We start from the raw sequence: 23,051 nt of genomic DNA on the forward strand, positions 1-23,051 counted from the left end.
ATTAAAAACAGCTAATACAACATTAATTTACTTAGAAAAAAATGTCACACCCTTGACACGAGCGGGTACCGGTAAAACTTATGCGTCAGCATTTGCAATGAGAGAACTTGGTTTTAAGAAAGTATTATTTTTAGTTCATCGTGAGCAAATTTTAAAGCAGGCAAAAAGATCTTATGAGAATGTTTTTAGCAATAGAATTACTACAGGCATTCTTTCCGGAAATCATAAAGAAAAAGATGCTGATTATCTTTTCTCAACAGTTCAAACAATGAGTAGAGACTATATTCTTACCGAATTCGAAGAAGATATGTTTGATTGCATTATTATTGATGAAACTCATAAGGCAGGGGCTGAAAGTTATCATAAAATAATTAATCATTTTAAGCCCAAATTGCTTTTAGGGATGACGGCGTCGCCTGAACGTACAGATGGATTTGATATTTACAAATTATTTGGACACAATATCGCAAGTGAGATTAGGCTTCAGGATGCCCTTGAAGATGATTTGTTATGCCCATTCCACTATTTTGGAATTTCAGATTTAGTTATAGATGGAAAAGAAATTGATGAAAAGACAGAATTTAAATATTTGGCAAATGAGCAAAGAGTAGAGCACATAATTAAACAAACCGAATATTTTGGGTATTCAGGAAATAGAGTAAAAGGGCTTATTTTTTGCAGCAGAAAAGAGGAAGCTAAGGCTTTATCAGATGCGTTTAATTATAGAGGCTATAATACAGTTGCACTTTCAGGTGATGATTCACAGGAGAAAAGAGAGGAGGCTATTGAACGATTAGAGATGGAGTGTGAGGTCGATAATTGTGGAAGACCTATAATAAAATCGGAAGTAGTAAAACATAATCAGCCACTCGATTACATTTTTACTGTAGATATTTTTAATGAAGGTGTAGATATACCACAGGTAAATCAGGTCATTATGCTAAGACCTACGCAGTCAGCAATTATATTTGTACAGCAGTTAGGTAGAGGACTTAGAAAAGCGGATAATAAAGAGTATGTAGTTATTCTTGATTTTATTGGTAATTACAGCAACAATTTTTTAATTCCAATTGCGTTGTCAGGAGATAGAACATACAACAAGGACAATGTGCGTAAATACGTGCGTGAAGGATCACGATTGCTTCCGGGGTGTTCAACAATTCATTTTGATGAGATTACGAAAAAGAAAATTTTTGCATCAATTGATAGAATGACTACGACGAAGAAAATGCTTACAGAAAAATATATGCAGGTAAAATTTAAAATTGGTAGAATACCTACTATTATAGATTTCTACAAACTTGGCGAAATTGATCCTATGCTATTTATTAACTATGCAAAAACGTATGATAATTTCCAGCGGGCTGTAGATAAAGATTATACAGTTGTGTTTACAGAAAAAGAAGAGCAGATACTTGCATTTATTTCATCATTGATAATTGATGGTAAGAGACCGCATGAACTCTTGATGTTAAAGATGATGTTAGATGGAAAATCAGTTGCGATAGATTCATTTGCTAAGGAACTTGTAAGCATAGGCGAAAAGTTCAAAGAGGCTGATTATAATTCTGCGGTTCGAATGATGAGTTTAGAATTTGTAGCCGGAGCAGATGCAAATAAATTCGCACAGATAGAATTGCTATCTAAATTAGATTTAAAGTCAGGTCTATTAAAACGTTCACTAGCGTTTTTAGATAAACTTAATAATACGAAATTTAGGGAAGAGATATCAAATCTTTTAGATTATGGGATGATGCGATATAAGGATATGTACGCAAATCATGATGAAAATAATTTAGTGTTATATGGAAAATATTCAAGAAAAGATGTTTGTCGACTTATGAACTGGGATAAAGATGAAAGCTCAACAATGTATGGATATCGTATCAAACACGGAACGTGTCCAATATTTGTTACATACGAAAAGAAGGATGATATTTCTGAAAGCACAAAATATGAAGATCAGTTTATTAATCAGAAGACATTTAGCTGGCTGACTAGAAGTAATGTGGCAATTGATAATAGAGAGAGTCAGGAAATAATAAATTATAAAAATAGTGGATTAAAAATAGTTCTTTTTATAAAGAAGAGTGATGGCGAGGGTACAGATTTTTATTATATGGGTGAAGTTGTGCCTAAGAGCTGGATGCAGAAAACTATAAAGAATAATAAAGGAAAAGAACTTCCAATCATGAATTTTATTTTCGAGTTAGAACATAGTGTAAGAGAAGATATTTATGAGTATCTGACTAACTAAGAAAATTTATGATAAAACATTTTGAAGAAAAATATAAAAATAAGAGGGACGATTTTATTGAGGGCAGTAAAATCGTCTCATTATAAGTAATAAGAAAATAAATTTGTTTACGAAATAGGAGAAAGCTATAAATGAAAATAGTACGAGTAGTTGCAGCAGTTATAAAATCTATAAATGAAAAAGGACAAACAATTATATTTGCAACACAGCGTGGATATGGAGATATGAAAGATGGTTGGGAATTCCCCGGCGGAAAAATAGAACCGGGGGAAACACCGCAGGAAGCTTTGAAAAGAGAAATAATGGAGGAAATCGAAACAGAAATTGAAGTAGGTGAATTGATTGATACTGTAGAATATGATTATGAAACATTTCACCTTTCTATGGATTGCTTTTGGTGCATTATTAAACAAGGAAAGCCAATTCTCAAAGAACATGAAGCTGCAAAATGGCTTACAAAAGGACAATTATATGATGTAGATTGGCTACCGGCAGATGTAACGTTGATAGATAAAATAAAGAAAAACATTTGAGATATAGAAGCGTAAAAAATGTTTCAAAATGATATTTTGATTTAAAATGAAACGTTGCTATATATCATAATTAATATTATAATAAATAGATAAAAACGTTACAGAGATATGTTTGAGAGGTTACATAAATGAAGCAATTATTAATGGGGAATGAAGCAATAGCTATGGGTGCGATAAGAGCCGGAGTTAATTTAGTTTGTGGATATCCGGGAACACCCTCTACAGAGGTTTTAGAAACAGCAGCAAAGAAAAATGACGGTTCATATTATATTGAATGGTCAGTAAATGAAAAGGCAGCTCTTGAGGTTGCAGCAGGCGCATCGTATGCAGGTGCAAGAACACTGGTTACAATGAAGCAGGTAGGACTAAATGTTGCATCTGATCCTATCATGAGTTTATCTTATGTAGGAATTAAAGGTGGAATGGTAGTTTTAGTAGCAGATGATCCGGGACCGATATCCTCTCAGACAGAACAGGACACAAGAGAATTTGGCATTTTTTCAAAAATACCGGTATTCGATCCATCAACACCGCAAGAAGCCTATTTGATGATGGCAGATGCTTTTGAAATGTCAGAAAAATATAACACACCTGTAATTTTCAGACCTACAACAAGAGTATGCCATGGATGTGCGGATATTGAAATTTTAGAAAATATAAAAAGAGAGCCACCGGAGGGATTTATAAAAGATACTCAGAAATGGGTTATTTTCCCAAGAACATCTTACCTCAACCATATTAGGATAGAGGAAAGAAATGCAAAACTTACACATGTACTTTCTGCAGATAGTACAGATGAATTGGATTTATCAAAATGGAACAAAATTCATCTTTGTGAAGATAGTAGGAAGGCAGTTGTATCAGGCGGAGTTTCAAGAAAATACGTTCAGGAATACTTAGATTATGACAAGGCAGGATTTTTGGAAATAGGAATTTCATATCCTTTTCCGGAACAACTTGTTGCAAGATTTTTAGAGGGAGTGGATGAAGTTCTTGTAATAGAAGAATTAAGTCCGTTTATAGAAAGAGAAATCACATACGTATGTGGAAAATATAATATTAAATGTAAGGTGTTAGGAAAACTTACAAAAGATGTACAGTGTGCAGGAGAAAATACTGCAAAATCAGTAAGAGAACAGCTTACTAAATTTGGAGTTGCAAAAGATATAGATGACGAAACACTTAAGGAAGTAGGCGAAAAACCGGAATTACCTGTAAGACCACCGGTACTCTGTGCAGGATGCCCACATAGAGCTTCATTTTATGCCGTAAAACAGGCAATGAAAGAAAAAGAAGCAGTATTTTGTGGTGACATAGGTTGTTACACACTTGGAAATGCAAAGCCATTGGATATGACTGATACATGTCTATGCATGGGAGCGGATGTAACAATAGCGCAGGGGCTTCATAGGATTGAACCTGAGAAAGTGCATTTTTCATTTATTGGCGATTCAACATTTTTCGCATCAGGAATTACAGGAGTTGTAAATGCTGTATATAATGAGACAGACATAGTCCTTATTGTGTTAGATAATTCTACTACAGCAATGACGGGACACCAGCCACATCCGGGAACCGGTGTTACAATGATGGACATGGTTAAGAAAAAAGATACTAATCCAAAGGGTGAAATAACTCATAAGATTTCTATTGAAGCTGTTTTAAAAGCAGTAGGAGTTGTAAGTGTTGAAAAAGTAAATCCATTTGAACTTGATAAGGCAATAGACGCGGTTAAGAGAGCAGCACAGATGAAAGGCGTTAAGGCAATTATATTTAAGAGTCCATGTATTGCTGTGAATAAGCCTAAAAAGGCTTATACCGTAAGCGAAAAATGTATTAAATGTAAGAAATGCATTAATGAAATAGGTTGTCCTGCAGTGACAAATATAGATGGGAAAATTGAAATAGATTCATCATTATGCTTTGGTTGCGGATTATGCAGTCATATTTGTCCGGTTCATGCTATTGAGCAGTAGAACTGTTGACAAAATAATTGCCGGAAATCGAAGATTACAAATAATATGCATGAAAGGTTTGGTATAAATATGAATTGTTTACTTTGCGGAGTTGGTGGACAGGGCACAGTTTTAGCGTCAAAATTACTTGCACAGGCTGCAATTGATAAAGGGATAAGTGTAAAAACAGCAGAAACAATTGGAATGGCCCAGCGTGGAGGTAGCGTTGTAAGCCATGTAAGAATAGGAAATGAAATAAAAGCTCCAATGATTCCTGAGGGAGAAGCGGATATAATTATCGGATTTGAACCGGGTGAAGTTGTAAGAAATTTAAATTATTTAAAAGAGGGAGGTACAGTTGTTGTAAATACAAAGCCGGTAATGCCAACAACTGCAAGTCTTGGACTTCACTATGATGGTAAAGAGATGATAGAATATTTACAAAAGCAAAATATTAATCTTATTGCTGTGGACGGAGAAAAGATTTGTAAAGAGTTAGGAAGCTCGAAGGCTTTAAATGTTGTACTACTTGGAGCAGCAGCCAATAGTAATGAATTAGGAATAACAAAAGAGGAAATTAAAAAAGCTATAGAAACAAAACTTAATCCGAAATTCCTTGAAATGAACATTAAAGCACTTATGGCAACAAACTAGTATATAAGTCTAAAAGACTTTTTATAAATTATGGACAAATGAAGAGGCATTTGTCATAAATACATAGAGGAGAAGAAAAGGTTAAAAGAAATAAAAAAGAAAGGAAAAACAATGCAAATCATTCTTTTAATCTTGGATTTGCGCCTTTCAAACACATGAAAATGCATAGTTGAAAGGCTAGGTACAAATTATGAAAATGAAAGAAGAGCAGTTTGAACTAATTAAAGCACAGTTGAAAAAACTTACAAGTCAGGATTGCTTTTACCAGAAAAAATTGGAGGGTATTAATGTAGATGATATTAAGTCTCAGGAGGATTTTGAGAAACTCCCATTTACATGGAAGGGAGATTTAAGAGAAGCTTATCCGTTGGGACTTCGTGCAGTGCCTGAAGAAGAAATTGTAAGAATACATTCATCTTCAGGTACAACAGGTATACCTGTTATTATTCCATATACAAAAAAAGATATTGATGATTGGGCAACAATGTTTTCACGTTGCTATAAAATGGCAGGAGTAACTAATAAAGATAGAATTCATATTACACCAGGTTACGGATTATGGACCGCCGGAATAGGATTTCAAAATGGTGCTGAAAAGCTTGGAGCAATGACTATTCCTATGGGTCCGGGAAATACAGATAAACAGCTTAGAATGATGGTTGACATGGAATCTACAGTTCTATGCGCAACATCATCATATGCGTTGTTACTTGCGGAAGAAATTGCCAAGAGAGGTATTGGAGATAAGATTAAACTTAAAAAAGGAATAATTGGTTCTGAACGCTGGGGAGACAAGATGAGAAAAAGAATTGCAAATGAACTTGGCGTTAAGCTTTATGATATTTATGGACTTACAGAAGTCTATGGTCCTGGAATTGCAATCAGTTGTGAACATGAATGTGGAATGCATTATTGGGATGATTATGTCTATATAGAAATTGTTGACCCTAAGACAGGAAAAAATCTTCCTGATGGAGAAATTGGAGAAATAGTTATTACAACATTACATAAAGAAGGGGCGCCACTTATCAGATATCGTACACATGATCTTTCAAGAATTATTCCGGGAGAATGCCCATGTGGTTCTAAATATCCAAGAATCGATGTTATTTTAGGAAGAACAGATGATATGGTTAAAGTAAAAGGTGTAAATATCTTCCCATCACAGATAGAAGAAATGTTAAAAGGCATTAATGGGGCGTCAAGTGAATATCAGGTTATGATAGATCATTTGAATGGAAAAGATATTCTTACATTATTTGTTGAAATAAAGGACGATGCAAATGCTTACGAAATGGAACATGAAATTGGAGCAGCATTCAAGGCTAAAATAGGTATCGCAGCAATAATTAAGCCTGTTGCAATTGGCGATCTTCCAAGAAGTGAGAAAAAATCAACAAGAATTTATGACAACAGATACTAAATTGTGATTTAGAAAGTGATAAATCAATGGAATTAAGAGTTTTGCGGTATTTTTTTGCAGACAAATATTCAGGCGAAAGATATATTAAATATGATAGAAGAAGAGTATGGAGCATCAAAATATGGTTCAGTAAAATACAATTTGAATGAACTATATTGGATAGGATATCTGTATCGGTACTTTTCATACACTTATAATATGTCATCAATACAAGTGTACAAGATTGTAAAGCAAAAGAGTTACGAGGATTGTATTTACCATATCACACATTAGATCCAAGTCAGGCAATAGAAAGAATATTAGGATCAAAGAATCTATTATTAGATGAAAAAAAGAATTAGAGAGACAGTACGAAATATTCAAAAGAATCCGAAATGAAAATTAAAGTAAAAATTACAACTTGTTAAATCTAAACAATACGTAATTTTTATTTTATCTACCTTAAAGCATAAATTACAAAAGAAATAGAATTTTCTAACTACAGCCGGCAGAAATTTTCATAAGCAAACGATAGGCAGATTTTTACAATTTTGCGAGCATAGCGTAAGTTCAAAAGATATGTCTGAGCCGATAGGCGAGTTTATCTTTTGAACTTACAATAAGCGGCGCAGCAAAATAAAAAAATCAACGTGTTTGCTATGAAAATTTCTGCCGGCTGGGGTTGTGAAAGTTGAGTTGCTTATTGATACTTCTGCTGGTCGTGGGAAGGTGAAACAACGTGTTTGTTTATGAAAGTTTCAGTCGACTGGAATATCAGTTAATTATAGTGTTTAAAATCAGTAAAACTACAAGAAATACAATATTTACAACTGTAAAATAAAGCAAATATTTTCCTTTTGTGCTGTTGTTATTATGTGCATACAATTTGTAAGAAATTAAACTTGCCATTGAAGCAATAAGTGTTCCAAGACCACCAACATTTACACCTATAAGTAATCCTTTATAGTTTGTTGTAAAACCAGATAAAAGCAAGGCAGAAGGAACATTGCTTATCACCTGACTCGCAAGTACCCCAATTCCAATTTCATTTCCTATAACAATTGAAGCCAAATACTTATTTGCCATTGGAAGTGAACCAATATTTCCCGTAAAAATAAAAAATCCAATGAATGTAAAAAGTAATGCGTAATCTATTTTATATAGCACATTTCGCTGTATAAAAAACACAACAATAAACACAAGAAATATAAGAATATAATAAGGAATTAATTTAAATACAGTTCCTAATGCGATTACAAATAAAATTACATAGAAAAATAAGTTCCCCTTATATTGAATAATATCATTTTCTTTACCATCAACAACAATTTTACTTTTCTTATCCTTAATAAAAAACAAAAATAGTAAAAGAAGAAAAAATGAAACAATTGAATAAGGTAAAATAGTTTTTATGAATGTAAATATGTTAACTCCCCATAAACCATATAAATATAAATTTTGAGGGTTGCCAATTGGAGTAAGCATACTTCCAAGATTAGCTGCAATGGTTTGCAAAACAATTATTGGAATCAATAAATTTTGTTTTTCACATTTTCCTAAAATCATCATTGTAAAAGGAACAAATGTAATAAGTGCAACGTCATTTGTAATTAACATACTTGAGAAAAAACAAATGAATACCAATGTTATACTTAGCTGCCATACATTTTTCGTCTTTTTTAATAATTTATAACCTATCTTTTCAAATAATCCATTACAACTTAACCCTTCCATGATAACCATAAGGCTCCATAATATTCCAAGCGTTCTAAAATCTATGTAATCTATGTATTTAATATTTGGTTTTACAAAAAATGCGGATATAATTGCCAAGACCCATGCAATTACTAATACTGTTTCTTTACGTACTAATTCTATAAATTTTTTCATCATTAAATATATCCTTTTTTAACATGATTATAGCATATTGCTTAAACAGGATTTTTGTCAATTAATATATGACATATTTAGCAAATATTTTTCAAGGAAAATAATATATTTAACATTGTTTCAGCTAACAGAAAATCCATAGACAACACAATTCCCACCCCAGTCGACAGAAACTTTCATAAGCAACACACTTTCCTCGCCCCATCCGGCAGATATTTTCATAGCAAACACGTTGATTTTTGAAATTTTGCTGCGCCGCTTATTGTAAGTTCAAAAGATAAACTCGCCTATCGGCTCAGACATATCTTTTGAACTTACGCTATACTCGCAAAATTTCAAAAATCTGCCTATCGTTTGCTTATAAAAATATCTGCCGGCTGGGAAAGGAAAATCAACGTGTTTGCTAGGGAAACTTCTGCTGAATAATAATTTAAATAAAGACTTCAAGATTATATTATGTTAAAATTATAATATAAAAAATGTAGTAGAAAGGAGTTGCCTATGAGAAAGTATTTTAGCCTTATTCTAAGTATAATGTTGGTAATATCATTAGTACCACAAAATACTATGGCACAACAAACAAATAATGTTATAACTAAAGAAAATACGAAAATTTCCGTATACGAAAATAACAGTGACGCTTCAATTGCCCAAAGCGATAATTCTGAAACTAATGAAAATTTAGTATACGTAACAGGAGACATAGTTTCAGATGATGGAAGTAATGTTGTAACATGGACAAAAGATAAAACATATGTTGTATGTTCGAAAAATATAGTTGAATTACCATATGTTAAATGTAAACTTGTAATCGAACCGGGAACAACAGTTTTATTTGGAACAGGAACGGGAAATGTTAATGGAGTAGAAAATTCAGATGTAGTTTATAGACCATATTCTATTTTTAGAGTAGAAGAAGGTGGAAGCATAGAGGCAAAAGGTACACAGGATGAGCCTATTGTTTTTAAAAATATTGATACTCACGCAGGGTGGAATGGAATAGAGATAACACTTCCTGATAATGGAGAAGTGACAGACACATTTGAATATTGTTATTTTATAAACGGTGGAGCACAGTTTAGAGATTTCACAGAGGGATTAATTGATGTATCTCATGGGACAAAGAATACGAAGTTTAATCTTACAGTAGACCATTGTATATTTGATAGTACAGAGTTAGTAAGCAAAAATATTTTGCAACCGAGTGAAATAGGTGCAGGATTTTTTTATGGAGATTATGATGCAAATACTGTTGAATCAAATATTAAAATATCAAATTCAATGTTCAAATCACTTTCAATGGGAATTGAAGGTTATACAAAGGATTTAGCATATGAGTATTTTTATAATGATAAATCAAAATGTAAAATAGAAAATAATACATTTAAAAACAATATTCCCGGTTCTTACAATCCGTCTGTTAACTGGGGAGGAAATGCGGAAATAATAAATAATGAATTTTACACAACAGAAGGTGGAGCATTAACAAAAAATGCGTTGAATCTTGATGGACAATGTGATTTTGTAATAGAGGGAAATGTATTTCACGGAAGCCAATCTAATGAATCGTCAGAAATGAATAAGTGTGCACCTATAAGAGTTCAATTTGGAGCAAATGTCAATGCTGATAAAACAAGAACTTATGCGAATAATACATGCGATTACTCAGCTGTATTTGGAAAGTACGTTGAACTTAGTGGCTCAATGATAACTCCGGAATGTACATTAGGAAAAATAGAGGGCCTGGAATATTACTTTAAAAATTGTACTGTAGGATATAACAATGGAAATGATGCAAAAGTAATATTGACTTCAGAACATCCTTATGTAATTGCATCGTTAGATATTATGTATAATGGAGAGCTGATTGCAAAAGGAACAAAGGAAAATCCTATTAAATTTGTAGGGGCTTCTGACAGAGGATTAACAAATGCAAGCAATCAAATTTCCATAACGCAGAATTCGTCTTCGGATTATTTAAATGGAAAAGCCGTATTTGAAAATTGTGAATTTGATAATGTTAAAATGCAGGCAAACATAATAAGCAAAAAGACCGGATATGAGGGAGAAATTCCACAAATACTTACAGTAAAAGATTGTAAATTTACCAATGAATCAAGTGGAATGTATGTTACACTTAACAGCTATAATGATTACATTTATGGAAAAATTTCTGTAGAAAATACAATTTTTGAAGGAAAAAACAATGATTCTTTCACGGGATTAAGCATATCAGCTTATGGAACAAAAGTACCAAAAGATAATATTTTCAAAATTTCAAATTGTATTATACATAATTTTAATAAGCAAAATGATGGAATTGGTCTATCATTAAGTGTAGAAGAAGATTTAATTGAAAAAATAGTTTTGGAAAATGTTACAATTGCAAACTGCTATTATGGAGTAAGCATAGGCAGATATATGACAAAACTTCCGATAATAAAAAATTGTATAATAGCCGGAAACAAGAGAGGATTTAAGAATCTAAATGACGATACAGACACATCAAATATAACATATACATGCATATATAATGATAGCTGGAATGGTAACACTTATAATTATGGAATAGGATGTATATTTGAAGAACCATTATTTGCAAATATAGAAAAAGGAAATTATCATTTGAAATCTAAAGGCGGAAGATGGAATGGAACGATGTGGATTGCGGATGATGTTACAAGCCCTTGCATAAATGCAGGTGACCCGTTAAGTGATTATTCAAATGAACCGTCTCCTAATGGAAGCAGAGTTAATATGGGTGCTTATGGAAATACGGCAGAAGCTTCAAAAACAGATGATGGGACTTTTATTCCAACTGAATGTGAGCACAAAAATACGACAATTATAAATAAAAAAGATGCAACAGAACAAGAGGAAGGATACACAGGAGATACTTATTGTAACGATTGTGATAAAATAATTGCAATAGGAAAAACATTACCAAGAATTATAGCATCAACTTCTGAGACAACAAAAGAAGCAGATTCTACACAAACAACAAAAAAAGCAGATGTAACTAATCCGACAACACAAAATCAGCCGGAAAGCAAAACTGAAACAACAACAAATCCGCAGAACACAACTGCTGTAGTTTCACCACCAAAGACTACAAAGATTAGCAAGACAATTGCCAAAAAGAAATCAATTACTTTGAAATGGAAAGCAGTTAAAAACGTAAAAGGATATGAAATTCAGGTAGCAACTGATAAGAAGTTTAAGAAAAACAAAAAGACAATATCAGTAAACAAACAAAAGGCAACTATATATATTGTAAAGAAATTAAAAGCAAAGAAAACATACAATGTTCGAATTCGTACATACAAAATCGTAGATGGAAACAAAGTATATTCAGCATGGTCAAAGACAAAAAGAGTTAAGACAAAATAGTAAAAAATAATTAAAAATTACTAAGGTGAAATACCGAAGGTCTATTGTTAATAGATTTTCGGTATTTTTTTAAATTAAAGTATGAAAAATAGAAAATTTAATCAACTATATCCGATTTTAAAGAACCATATAAATTAAATCACCCAATCTGTCAAAACTTTTTATAAGCAACAAAATTTCCATACCCCAGCCGGCAGAAATATCCAGAGCAACAAAATTTCCACATCCAGCCGGCAGAAATATCCAGAGCAACAGAATTTCCACATCCAGCCGACAGAAATATCCAGAGCAACAGAATTTCCGCATCCAGCCGGCAGAAATATCCAGAGCAACAAAATTTCCACACCCCAGCCGGCAGAAATATCCAGAACAACAGAATTTCCACAACCCCAGCCGGCAGAAATTTTCATAAGCAAACGATAGGCAGATTTTTGAAATTTTGCGAGCATAGCGTAAGTTCAAAAGATATGTCTGAGCCGATAGGCGAGTTTATCTTTTGAACTTACAATAAGCGGCGCAGCAAAATAAAAAAATCAACGTGTTTGCTATGAAAAAATCTGCCGGCTGGGGGAAGGAAAATCAACGTGTTTGCTATGAAAAAATCTGTCGGCTGGGGAAAGGAAAATCAACGTGTTTGCTATGAAAATATCTGCCGGCTGGGGAAGAAATTCAAAATATAAAACATAATCAAATTAACATATGATATAATTTAATCACAATATGAAAAGAAAAATTATGGAGGCAATATGGAAAAAGTAATAGAGGTAAAAAATCTAACTAAAGAATATAAAGAACAAAAGGCAGTTGATAATTTATCATTTGATGTATATGAAGGAGAAATATTAGGATTACTTGGACCTAACGGAAGTGGTAAAAGTACAACTATAAATTCAATTTTAGCATTGCTTAAATATCAGAACGGAAGCATAAAAATATTTGGTAAGGATATGAAACCCGATTCGTACGATATAAAATCGAAAATTGGAGTCATTTTTCAGGAGGTTGCAGTATTTAATGAATTAAATGTATATGACAATATAAACTATTTTTGTGGATTATACATAGAAGATAAAAATATCAGAAAGCAATATGTAGAAGATGCCATTGAATTAGTAGGACTTGGTGAATTTAAAAAATATTTGCCAAAACAACTTTCAGGGGGACTTTTAAGAAGATTAAATATTGCCTGTGGAATAGCACATAAACCAAAACTTATTTTTCTTGATGAACCAACAGTAGCAGTCGACCCACAGAGTAGAAACAATATTTTAGATGGAATTAAGAAATTAAGAGATGATGGTGCCACAATAGTTTACACAACACATTATATGGAAGAGGTAGAGATACTTTGCGATAGAATTATAATTCTTGATAAAGGAAAAATAATAGCTCAGGGAACAAGCGAAGAACTGAAACAACAGGCAAATATTGAAGAAAAAATAGAACGTGTAGGACCTACATTAAATGATGTATTTTTGAAATTAACAGGAAAGGAATTAAGAGATTAATGTTTATTCATAATTTGAAATATACGATAAAAACATTGTTTAAAAATAAAATATTAGTCTTTTGGACATTTGCCTTTCCGATTATTCTTGGAATATTTTTCAATATGGCATTTTCCAACATAGAAAAAGATGAAGTATTAAAAGTGTTTGATATTGCAGTAGTAGATAATGACGAATTTGAAACGCAGGAAATATACAAAAACGCATTAAAAGAATTATCGGATAATGATAATAAAGACAAATTATTTAATATCAAATATGTAAGTAATAAAAAAGCAGATTCCCTATTAGATGATTCTAAAATTGAAGGATATGTTGTATTTAAGAACGACGAACCGCAGGTTGTAGTAAAGGCAAATGGTACATATCAAACATTACTTAAGTTTGTCATAAATGAAATCAGACAGAATGAAACAATAGTAGAAGAATTGACCGAAAAAAATATAGAAAACGAAATAGCAAACGGGAATTTTACATTTGATACAGACAAAATAGTAAATCAAATATTAGACAAAATTAATAATGAACGAGTTAGTTTGAAAAATATTTCTAATTCAAATTTAAGTTATATGCAAATAGAATATTATACTTTAATTGCGATGATGTGTATGTATGGTGGAATATTCGGGTTGACTGCAATAAATAACTGTCTGGCGAATATGAGTAGCAAGGGAAAAAGAATTTCCGTGTCACCAAATAAAAAAAGCACAATTATTTTGAGTTCGACTATAGGAAGTTATGCGGTAAGTCTGGTAGGACTTGCGGTACTTATGGCATTTTTGACATTTGTAATAAAAGTTGATTTTGGAGAAAATCTTTTGTTAATTATTTTACTTTCCATGGTAGGAAATCTGGCAGGAATTGCACTAGGGGTAGTAATTGCTTCAATATTCAGAGTGTCAGAAGGTGCTAAGACAGGAATAACTATTGCTGTTACAATGTTCTTTTCTGTTTTTTCAGGAATGATGGGAGTTACATTAAAATATGTAATTGATAAAAATGTGCCTATAATTAATCTGATAAATCCAAATAACTTAATAACTGATGGCTTTTATTCATTATACTATTACGATACTTTAGACAGATATTTTAGAGATATCATTTATTTGATTATATTTATTATAATTTGTCTATTGGTTTCGTTTGTTAGCTTAAGGAGGGAAAAGTATGACAGTATTTAAGACTATTTTAAAGATATTAAATAAATTAAAGGGAATGATTATTTTATATACTGCCATACTTGTTGCAATAACAGCGCTTAATCAGACATCAGGTAATAATATGACAAATTTTGAAGATTCAAAACCAAGTGTGTTAATTGTAAATAAAGACAGTGAAGATAATATTGCTAAAGGCTTTGAGGATTATATAAGTAAACATTCAGAAATAAAAGATATAGATACAAAAGACGAAGACAAAATAAATGATGCAATTTTTTACAGAGACGTAAATTATGTAATTTATATACCAAAAGATTTTGGAAAAAATTTATTAGATGGAAAGAATCCTTCGTTGGAATATAAATCATGTGGTGATGAATATTCTTCATATGCCCAAATGATGGTGGAAAAATACATAAAAACCGTGCTTATTTACAAGGATTATTATAGTGGAGTTGAGTTAATTTCAAAAGTAAATAAAGTTGTGGACAAAGATACAAAGGTTTATATGAAAACGACTTTAGATACATCAAAGTTAAGCAGCATGACACAGTATTTTAATATCCTAAATTACGCCTTGCTTGCAGGATGTGTGTATTGCATCAGTATGATTTTAGCAAGTTTAAATGATGAGACTGTAAGAAAGAGAACAATTATAAGCAGTTTCAATTACAAAAAATATAATAGAATCGTACTATTATCAAATTCCATAGTAATATTTGCAATGTGGATTTTATATATGATTTTGGCATTGATTTTGTTTAAAGACTTAATGTTTAGTTCAAATGGTTTAGGCTATGTTATAAATTCATTTGTATTTACGATATGCAGTCTGACCATAGGATTTTTAATTGGAAATATTACGCAGAATAAGAATGCTATTGGTGGAATAGTAAATGTAATAGCACTCGGCACATCATTTCTTTGTGGATGCTTTGTGCCATTTGAATACATGCCTGATTATGTATTGAAAATAGCACATATATTGCCAACATATTATTATGTAGCAAATAACCAACTGATAAAAACTATGGAAGTTTTTAATTTTGAAAGCATTAAACCATTGTTAATAAATGGGGCAGTTATAGTAATTTCCAGTTTTATATTTGTCGCAGTAACAAATTATGTAAGTAAAAGAAAACAGATAATAAATTAAGAATTTTAAAAATGCTATTTTATAGTTTTTTATCAAAAATACCCGGTTGTGAAAATGGTTCACAACCGGGTATTTGTTTTTATTATTTGCTACATTCTAAAACAAAGGCTTTAGCAGCAGCTTCGGAATTTTCATAGACACCTGCTCCTAAATAATTAGCCTCCATTATTAAAGTTTTTTAAAATTTATAGTCCTTCTTTAATACAGTTATTAAAACTGATAATATCTGTTTCATATTAATAGGCTTTGGTATATGAGCATTCATTCCGGCTTCTTTACATGCCTTTATGTCTTCAGCAAATGCATCAGCAGTCATTGCTACAATAGGAATATTTCGTATATACGCATCTTCGTTTTCCCTGATTTTACGTGTAGCTTCTTTTCCGTTCAGTACAGGCATTTGGATATCCATTAAAATTAAGTCATAAAAGCCTTTGGAAGAGGAAGTCAAAGTGTTTATGCATTCAAGACCATTTACGGCACGGTCACATGAAACTTTATATTCGGAAAGCATTGTTTTAATAATTTCCCAATTTAAATCATTGTCTTCTGCAACAAGTACATGTAATGAAGAAAAATCATAATTTTTTTCATATAATGAATCCGGATTTACTGTATCTAAATGCTTGTGTTCGTTAAGTACTGCTAAATCAAGGTAAACAGTAAATGTAGTTCCTTTCCTTAATTCACTTTTACAATCAATTGAGCCGTTCATTAAATCTACAAGCTGTTTAATAATGGCAAGGCCTAAACCGGTTCCCTGAATTTTATTAGTTCTACTGTCAAGAGCTCTGGTAAATGAATTATACATTGTTTCCTGAAATTCTTTAGTCATACCGATTCCGTTATCAGAGACAACAATTTTTAGTCGTATTTTTTCGTCATCATCCGGTAATCGTGACTGACTTATATCAAATAAAACTTTTCCACCATTGTCAGTATATTTTACGGCATTAGTTAAAAGATTAGTTATTATCTGATTAAGTCGTAAAGGATCAGCTGACAAAGTTTCGTAAATAATGTCATGCATATTAACCTCAAGCGAAATGCCTTTATATTCAGCCTGAGGGCGAATAATACTAACAACTTCATTTACACAGTCCTTAAGTGAAAAAGGTTCTATAGAAATAGCCATTTTCCCACTCTCAATTTTTGAAATATCTAAAATATCATTTATTAATGTTAAAAGATGATTTCCGGCAAGAGAAACTTTATCCAGACATTCGCCCATATATTCAGGATCATTTAAATGTTTTTTCGCAATTTGAGTCATTCCCAAAACGCCATTCATTGGAGTACGGATATCGTGGGATATAGTGGACAAAAATTGTGTTTTTGCCTGACTTGCATGTTCAGCTTCACTTGCAGCTTTTCTTAAACTATGATTAATTGATAATATGTAAAATGTATCAAGAATTGTTAAAAACAATACTGTTCCACATATAATTGCAACAATACTCCAGTTCATATTAACTGAATTAATATCCTTTACAGGAATATATCCTATGATGTATAAATCTAAATTTTTTCCAAAACTTGAATAGTACCAATAGCAATTTTCGTTACGATAGTCTTTGTATTGAAGCAAGCCACTATCGGACGATTTAATTTTGTTAGCAAGCTCGTCGACTTTATTGTAATCATTTTGAAAATTGTATCCGCGAATATAGTCATAAAAAGTTCTTGATTTCATCGAAGGAGACTGAATAACATATTCACCGTTAGAGTTAATAAGACTGATTTCTGCTGATTTATATTCAGTTGGAAATGCACATGCATTTTTTAGGTAATCAACAGGAAGCAATCTTAAAAGCAGGTAAGGCTTTGTCTTATTGTTACCAATATTTAAATAAACTCTAGTACCAACACTGATGACAGTCTGTTGTAGTCCGTCAACGCGATATTTACCAAGAACATAAACCTGACCGGATTGTGATTTAAACATATTCTGCATTTTTTTAATCATTGCATGACATGCATTGGTATCTGTATCATAAAATGTTTTGTAACAGTTAACAGAGTAATTTCCATTTTTATCTGCAATAGTAGAAATAGCTGAGAAGTCATCCATATCAACGAAGTGTGCATAGCGGTTGCCCTGTGTGTTAATATTCTGCACAAATTTTATTGCTTCATCTATAGTCATATTATTGCTGGAAATGTAGTGAGCCCAGTTATCGACATATCCTTTTTCTGCATGTAAATAGCTTTCAGTAAGCTGTTTCATAGAGTCAGTAGAGTCGCAGAAATTATCTAAACGTAAGGCGACGCTTTTGTTTTCCGTAGTAATAGAATAGGAGTAGGAAGATAAAAGTGCCACTACAATCATAATAATATTGCATAAGAGTAAAAGAAATTTTTGGATACTAGTTTTTTTAGTATACTTATTTGTATATTTATTAGCTGAGTTATCTTTTGAATTATCTTGTGCCACAATAATCTCTCCTTTCGCAAAATTTAGTAATAATTTGCTTACAAAGAAGCAATAAAAGTATTAATTTTCCGAACCAAATTACATTATCTAATTATAACATATTGAGTAAAATTTAACTATAATAATCCCTATAATGTGATACAATATTTAAGGTATGACTGAAAAAGGAAAGGATAAAAATTAATGGAAAAAAAGAGGGACGGGTTTAAGAGTAGAACAGGCTTTGTAATTGCATGCATAGGGTCAGCAGTAGGAATGGGAAATATTTGGAGATTTCCTTATATGGTGTCAGACTGGGGAGGTATGACATTTTTAATCCCATACGTTTTATTTGTTATTTTAATTGGGGCAACAGGGCTTATCGAAGAAATGGCGCTTGGAAGAGCTGCTAAAGGTGGACCTATTAAAGCATTTGGCAAATGTACTGAAGTTAGGACAGGTAATAAAAGAATCGGAGAAGTGATTGGTGCACTTCCGGTTATCGGTTCATTAGCATTAGCAATAGGATATACGGTAGTTGTAGGATGGATATTTAAATATACATATTTAGCAATTACAGGTCAGCTTTCAGATATGGGACATGATATGGATGCTATTGGCGGAATGTTTGGAAGTACAGCTACAAGCTATGGAAATAACTTATGGCTTGTAATCGCAGTAATTGTTACAGCCGTAATTATGGCATTTGGAATTGCCGGTGGTATCGAAAGGGCAAACAAATTTATGATGCCACTTCTTTTTGTATTATTTTTGGGATTAGGAATTTATGTATTTACGCTTCCGGGTGCAAGTGATGGATATAAATACATATTTACAATAAATCCTAAAGGATTGCTTGACCCGAGATTGTGGATTTATGCATTTGGACAGGCATTTTTCTCATTATCAATAGCAGGAAATGGAACAGTAATTTATGGTTCATATTTAAGTGAATCAGAAAATGTAGTAAGTTCTGCAAGAAACGTAGCAGTATTTGATACAGTAGCAGCATTACTTGCAGCATTTGTAATAATTCCGGGAATGGCTGTTGGTGGAGCAGAATTGTCTTCAGGCGGACCGGGACTTATGTTTATCTATCTTGTAAATGTATTTAATGGAATGCAGGGTGGAAAGATTGTAGGAATAATTTTCTATATTTGCGTTTTATTTGCGGGAATGAGTTCTCTTGTAAATTTATATGAGGCACCGATAGCAACATTGGAAGAAAGATTAAAATTTAAAAGACCGGTAGCTGTTTTGAGTATAGCGGTAGTTGGCTGCGCAGTTGCGCTTGTTATTCAGGGGATTGTTTCAGGATGGATGGATGCAGTATCAATTTATATTTGTCCATTAGGTGCAATGCTTGCAGCAATTATGTTCTTCTGGGTTGCAGGGAAGGATTTTGCAATTAGTGCAGTAAATAAAGGCAATAATAAGCCGATTGGCAAATGGTTTATGCCACTTGGAAAATATGTGCTTGTACCATTAGCGTTTATAGCACTTGTGGCTGGAGCAATGCTTGGAGGAATAGGCTGATAATGTTAAAAAAAGAAACAGCATATTATCATCTTCCCGGATTATTTGAATTTTACGGGTTGTATAGTGAGTTTTTACCATTATTTCGTGAGCATAGAGAATATTTTTATGACTGGTGCGATATTGGTTCTATATATGGAGCTCCGGCAGATTGTGTTTGGGGCGGAGGCCGTGTCGGATTTGGAGAAAATAATCCAAAAGAAGTTTTAGCATTAATGAAGGAATATGGCATTTCAGCAAGACTGACATTTAGTAATTCATTGTTAAGAACTGAACATCTTTCAGATAAAAAATGTAACTACCTATGCTCTATGTTTGGAGAAAAGAATGAAATACAAAATGGTGTAATAATTCATTCAGATTTGCTATTAGAGTATTTAAAAAATAAATATCCGGAATTCTATTTTGTCTCATCAACAACTAAGGTGTTAATTGATTTTGAGCAATTAAAACATGAGATGAATAGAAATGATTTTCTATATGTTGTTCTGGATTTTCGGTTAAATAAAGAATTAGATAAATTGAATAGGTTATCAGAAAAGCAGAAGGATAAAGTTGAATTTTTATGCAATGAATGCTGTTGGTTTGGTTGTGCTGACAGAAAAAAATGTTATGAAACTGTAAGTCGCAAAAATCTAGGAGAAAAATTTAAAGAGTATCGTTGCGTGGCTCCTGATGCAGAGAGTGGCTATAAATTTTCTAAAGCAATGACAAATCCCGGTTTCATTGGTATAGATGATATAAAAAATATTTATATGCCTATGGGCTTTTCAAATTTTAAAATTGAAGGACGAAGCTTAGGAAGTGCTTTGATTCTGGAATTTTTACTTTATTATATGACTAAGCCTGAGTATCAGATTCATGTCAGAGAAAGAATTTACTTGGACAACATGTTGGATTTATTTTAAAAGTAGCATAGTAGCCTGGTATTTGGTTTGTGACTTGGATTTTATCCCAAAAAGATGTTATGTATTTAAGCAAATTTTATTTATATAAATCTGAGCGAGGAAATGGATATGCACATTAAATGTTGAAATTTGTCATTAAAAATGCAAAAGAACTTAAATTAAATGGCATAGTTAATAACTATATGTTATTAGGAATAAGGAGAAGGACATGAAAATAGCTATCGTTGATGATAATGAGGATGACAGAAAGAGACTGCAAGAGGAAATTACAAAAATTTGCGATAACAAATCAAGAAAAGATTTTGAAATCACAGAATTTTTTAGTGGAGAAGATTTTATAAATTTAATAGAGAAAAATGAAAACAAAAAATATTTTGACATTGTATTCTTAGACATTTATATGAATGGAATTACAGGAATTGAAACGGCAAAGAAACTAAGAGAAACAGACAATCAGTCAAAGATAATATTTATCACAACAAGTAATGAATTTGCCAGTGAAAGCTATGAAGTTAAAGCATATGATTATCTGATAAAACCATTTAGTAAAGAGCGTATACTTAAAACTATAGAAAGAATATCTGAGGATGAAAAGAAAAATAAAAAAATATTAGATTTACCGGATGGACAGATTATACCAATTGATTCTTTATTATATACAACTTTTTCAGGGCATTATGTAACAATTTACCTTATTGATGGAAACAAAATCCAATTAAGATGCACACAGAAAAATTTTGAAGCATGTATACAAGAACATAAGGAACTTATTCAATGCTTTAAAGGAATAGTAGTTAATATTACAAAAGTAGATGGGCTTGAGGAAGACAGATTTAAACTGATAAATAAAGAATATGTTCCAATTAGCAGGAGAAAATATGCAGAAGTAAAGAAATCTTACACAGATTATCTGATAGAGAGATTAAGACAAGGGGAGGATATATAAATGTCTAATTTAAGAATATTTGAGATAATATTATATTCGTGTCTTAATTTAATTCCATACTTAGGACTTGCAATTTATCCCTTTATTGATAAACTACGTTTTTCAAAGAAAACAACAATGTTTTTTGCAATTATTCTTACAATATTTCAAAATGCGATGGGGATATATGCAACAACCTGTTCGCAAAGTCAGAAAGGACTTATTTCCCTAATAAGTACGGTAAGTTATGCAGCGTTCTATTTTATTGCCATAAAAGATTATTTTGGAAAACTTGTATTTGTGCTTCTTATAGTATCAAATTTTGCTAATTTTATTGTAATGGCAGGAAAATGCATGGAAGGTCACATATTCCCACAAATGGCCATACAGAATAACCGTTGGACATTTTCATTATGCACAACAATTGTGCAGATAATATTTGTACCAATTATATTTATATACTTTAAAAAATATATAAAAGGTCTTGCAGACATTAAAATTAATGGAAAAATGTGGAGATACCTATGGATGATACCTGCCACATTTTATTTATTCTGGTATCACGGTCTGTATTTTAACTCTAAATCTTCATTGGAACTTGCTTTAAATTATGTCAGTCTAATATTTACATTTTTAGTAAATGTAGGTGCGCTTCTGGTATATGGAGTATTAATCAGTGCAATGTTTGAATTTGAACACAATTTAAAACTGCGTGATGAAAATAAGCAGCTTGCACTTCAGAATCTTCGTTATGACGAAATGAAAAAACAGATGGATGCAACAAGAAGGGCAAGACATGACTTGAGACATCACATAAGTGTTGTACATGCAATGGCACAGAATAATGAATGCAAAAAAATAGAAGAGTATCTGGGAAAATATCTTAAGCATTCATATTTGAAAAATCCAATTGTATATTGTGGAAATTTTGCATTAAATACGGTGCTTGTATATTATGTGCAGGAGGCTGAAAAATCAGATATAAGTATAAATGTAGATGTTTCTATTCCAAATGAAGTAAATATCAGCGATTCAGATTTGACAGTGTTATTTGGAAATTTGCTCGAAAATGCTATTGATGCATGCAAAAATATAGAAATAGAAAAAAGAAAAATTGATTTAAAAATACATAAACCAAATGCAGAAGCAATAGTATTTTCAATAGATAATACATTTGACGGAAATATAAAAATGAAAGGAAACAGATTTTTGTCAACAAAAGAAAATGGTAGTGGAATAGGAATTGAATCCGTAAAATATGTTGTAAATAAATATGAAGGGGACATTAAAATAGAAATTAACGAAAAGAAATTCTGTGTTAGTGGAGTATTATTGCAACCACCTGAAATATAAAGAAAATATAG

At 31.8% G+C, this 23,051-nt stretch carries 17 protein-coding genes; 14 read left to right on the forward strand and 3 right to left on the reverse strand.

Features of this window, described 5'->3' with window-relative positions; all coding sequences use genetic code 11:
• Positions 1 to 25 precede the first annotated feature (25 nt).
• From DWX29_RS00500 to DWX29_RS12750, 6 genes are all read left to right on the forward strand, one after another.
• Positions 26 to 2,257: a DUF3427 domain-containing protein gene (locus DWX29_RS00500; protein ID WP_347497640.1), complete on the forward strand. Its 2,232-nt coding sequence runs from the start codon at positions 26 to 28 to the stop codon at positions 2,255 to 2,257.
• Positions 2,258 to 2,388: 131 nt separating this feature from the next.
• Entirely contained in the window at positions 2,389 to 2,790 is a 402-nt protein-coding gene (locus DWX29_RS00505; protein WP_118564914.1) for a (deoxy)nucleoside triphosphate pyrophosphohydrolase, read from the forward strand.
• Between the two features lie 128 nt (positions 2,791 to 2,918).
• Complete coding sequence (gene iorA, locus DWX29_RS00510; protein WP_243053211.1) at positions 2,919 to 4,766, forward strand: indolepyruvate ferredoxin oxidoreductase subunit alpha; 1,848 nt, start codon at positions 2,919 to 2,921, stop codon at positions 4,764 to 4,766.
• A gap of 69 nt (positions 4,767 to 4,835) precedes the next feature.
• Positions 4,836 to 5,399, forward strand: a complete 564-nt coding sequence (locus DWX29_RS00515; RefSeq protein ID WP_022088142.1) for an indolepyruvate oxidoreductase subunit beta — start codon at positions 4,836 to 4,838, stop codon at positions 5,397 to 5,399.
• Between the two features lie 190 nt (positions 5,400 to 5,589).
• The gene (locus tag DWX29_RS00520) at positions 5,590 to 6,822 is read left to right on the forward strand and encodes a phenylacetate--CoA ligase (RefSeq protein WP_022088143.1); all 1,233 of its coding nucleotides are present in this window, start codon (positions 5,590 to 5,592) and stop codon (positions 6,820 to 6,822) included.
• Positions 6,823 to 6,876: 54 nt separating this feature from the next.
• On the forward strand, positions 6,877 to 7,095 hold the full coding sequence (locus DWX29_RS12750) for a hypothetical protein (protein ID WP_199663664.1): 219 nt from the start codon (positions 6,877 to 6,879) through the stop codon (positions 7,093 to 7,095).
• A gap of 480 nt (positions 7,096 to 7,575) precedes the next feature.
• On the opposite strand, the gene DWX29_RS00530 is transcribed toward DWX29_RS12750, so the two are convergent.
• A complete protein-coding gene (locus DWX29_RS00530; protein WP_347496319.1) occupies positions 7,576 to 8,694 on the reverse strand; it encodes an SLC13 family permease in 1,119 nt (372 codons plus the stop codon).
• Positions 8,695 to 9,192: 498 nt separating this feature from the next.
• Here DWX29_RS00530 and DWX29_RS12590 point away from each other — a divergent pair, with 498 nt between their 5' ends.
• Entirely contained in the window at positions 9,193 to 12,081 is a 2,889-nt protein-coding gene (locus DWX29_RS12590; RefSeq protein WP_158574476.1) for a fibronectin type III domain-containing protein, read from the forward strand.
• A gap of 161 nt (positions 12,082 to 12,242) precedes the next feature.
• Here DWX29_RS12590 and DWX29_RS12535 read toward each other — a convergent pair whose 3' ends face one another.
• A complete protein-coding gene (locus DWX29_RS12535) occupies positions 12,243 to 12,530 on the reverse strand; it encodes a hypothetical protein (RefSeq protein WP_147365029.1) in 288 nt (95 codons plus the stop codon).
• 297 nt (positions 12,531 to 12,827) lie between these two features.
• Here DWX29_RS12535 and DWX29_RS00540 point away from each other — a divergent pair, with 297 nt between their 5' ends.
• The 3 genes from DWX29_RS00540 to DWX29_RS00550 are packed head-to-tail and all read left to right on the forward strand — an operon-like array spanning position 12,828 to position 15,905.
• Positions 12,828 to 13,589 (forward strand): ABC transporter ATP-binding protein, encoded by a 762-nt coding sequence (locus DWX29_RS00540; RefSeq protein WP_022088985.1) that lies wholly within the window; start codon positions 12,828 to 12,830, stop codon positions 13,587 to 13,589.
• A complete protein-coding gene (locus DWX29_RS00545) occupies positions 13,589 to 14,770 on the forward strand; it encodes an ABC transporter permease (RefSeq protein ID WP_118564915.1) in 1,182 nt (393 codons plus the stop codon). Before DWX29_RS00540 ends, DWX29_RS00545 begins: the two co-directional genes overlap by 1 nt.
• Entirely contained in the window at positions 14,757 to 15,905 is a 1,149-nt protein-coding gene (locus tag DWX29_RS00550) for an ABC transporter permease (protein WP_118564916.1), read from the forward strand. Before DWX29_RS00545 ends, DWX29_RS00550 begins: the two co-directional genes overlap by 14 nt.
• Positions 15,906 to 16,083: 178 nt before the next feature.
• Here the strand turns inward: DWX29_RS00550 and DWX29_RS00555 are convergent, their stop codons facing one another.
• The gene (locus tag DWX29_RS00555; protein WP_118564917.1) at positions 16,084 to 18,339 is read right to left on the reverse strand and encodes an ATP-binding protein; all 2,256 of its coding nucleotides are present in this window, start codon (positions 18,337 to 18,339) and stop codon (positions 16,084 to 16,086) included.
• A 183-nt stretch (positions 18,340 to 18,522) separates the two neighbouring features.
• Between DWX29_RS00555 and DWX29_RS00560 the strand changes: the two genes are divergently transcribed.
• The 4 genes from DWX29_RS00560 (at position 18,523) to DWX29_RS00580 (ending at position 23,040) form a co-directional block, all read left to right on the forward strand.
• On the forward strand, positions 18,523 to 19,854 hold the full coding sequence (locus tag DWX29_RS00560) for a sodium-dependent transporter (RefSeq protein WP_022088989.1): 1,332 nt from the start codon (positions 18,523 to 18,525) through the stop codon (positions 19,852 to 19,854).
• A 2-nt stretch (positions 19,855 to 19,856) separates the two neighbouring features.
• A complete protein-coding gene (locus DWX29_RS00565; protein ID WP_118564918.1) occupies positions 19,857 to 20,762 on the forward strand; it encodes a hypothetical protein in 906 nt (301 codons plus the stop codon).
• A gap of 208 nt (positions 20,763 to 20,970) precedes the next feature.
• Entirely contained in the window at positions 20,971 to 21,708 is a 738-nt protein-coding gene (locus tag DWX29_RS00575) for a LytTR family DNA-binding domain-containing protein (RefSeq protein ID WP_118564919.1), read from the forward strand.
• The gene (locus tag DWX29_RS00580) at positions 21,709 to 23,040 is read left to right on the forward strand and encodes a sensor histidine kinase (RefSeq protein ID WP_118564920.1); all 1,332 of its coding nucleotides are present in this window, start codon (positions 21,709 to 21,711) and stop codon (positions 23,038 to 23,040) included. It abuts the gene before it with no gap.
• The last annotated feature ends 11 nt before the right edge of the window (positions 23,041 to 23,051 follow it).

The organism is Eubacterium sp. AF19-12LB, from assembly GCF_003479125.1.
GTDB classification, from domain to species: Bacteria; Bacillota; Clostridia; order Lachnospirales; family Lachnospiraceae; genus Eubacterium_U; species Eubacterium_U album.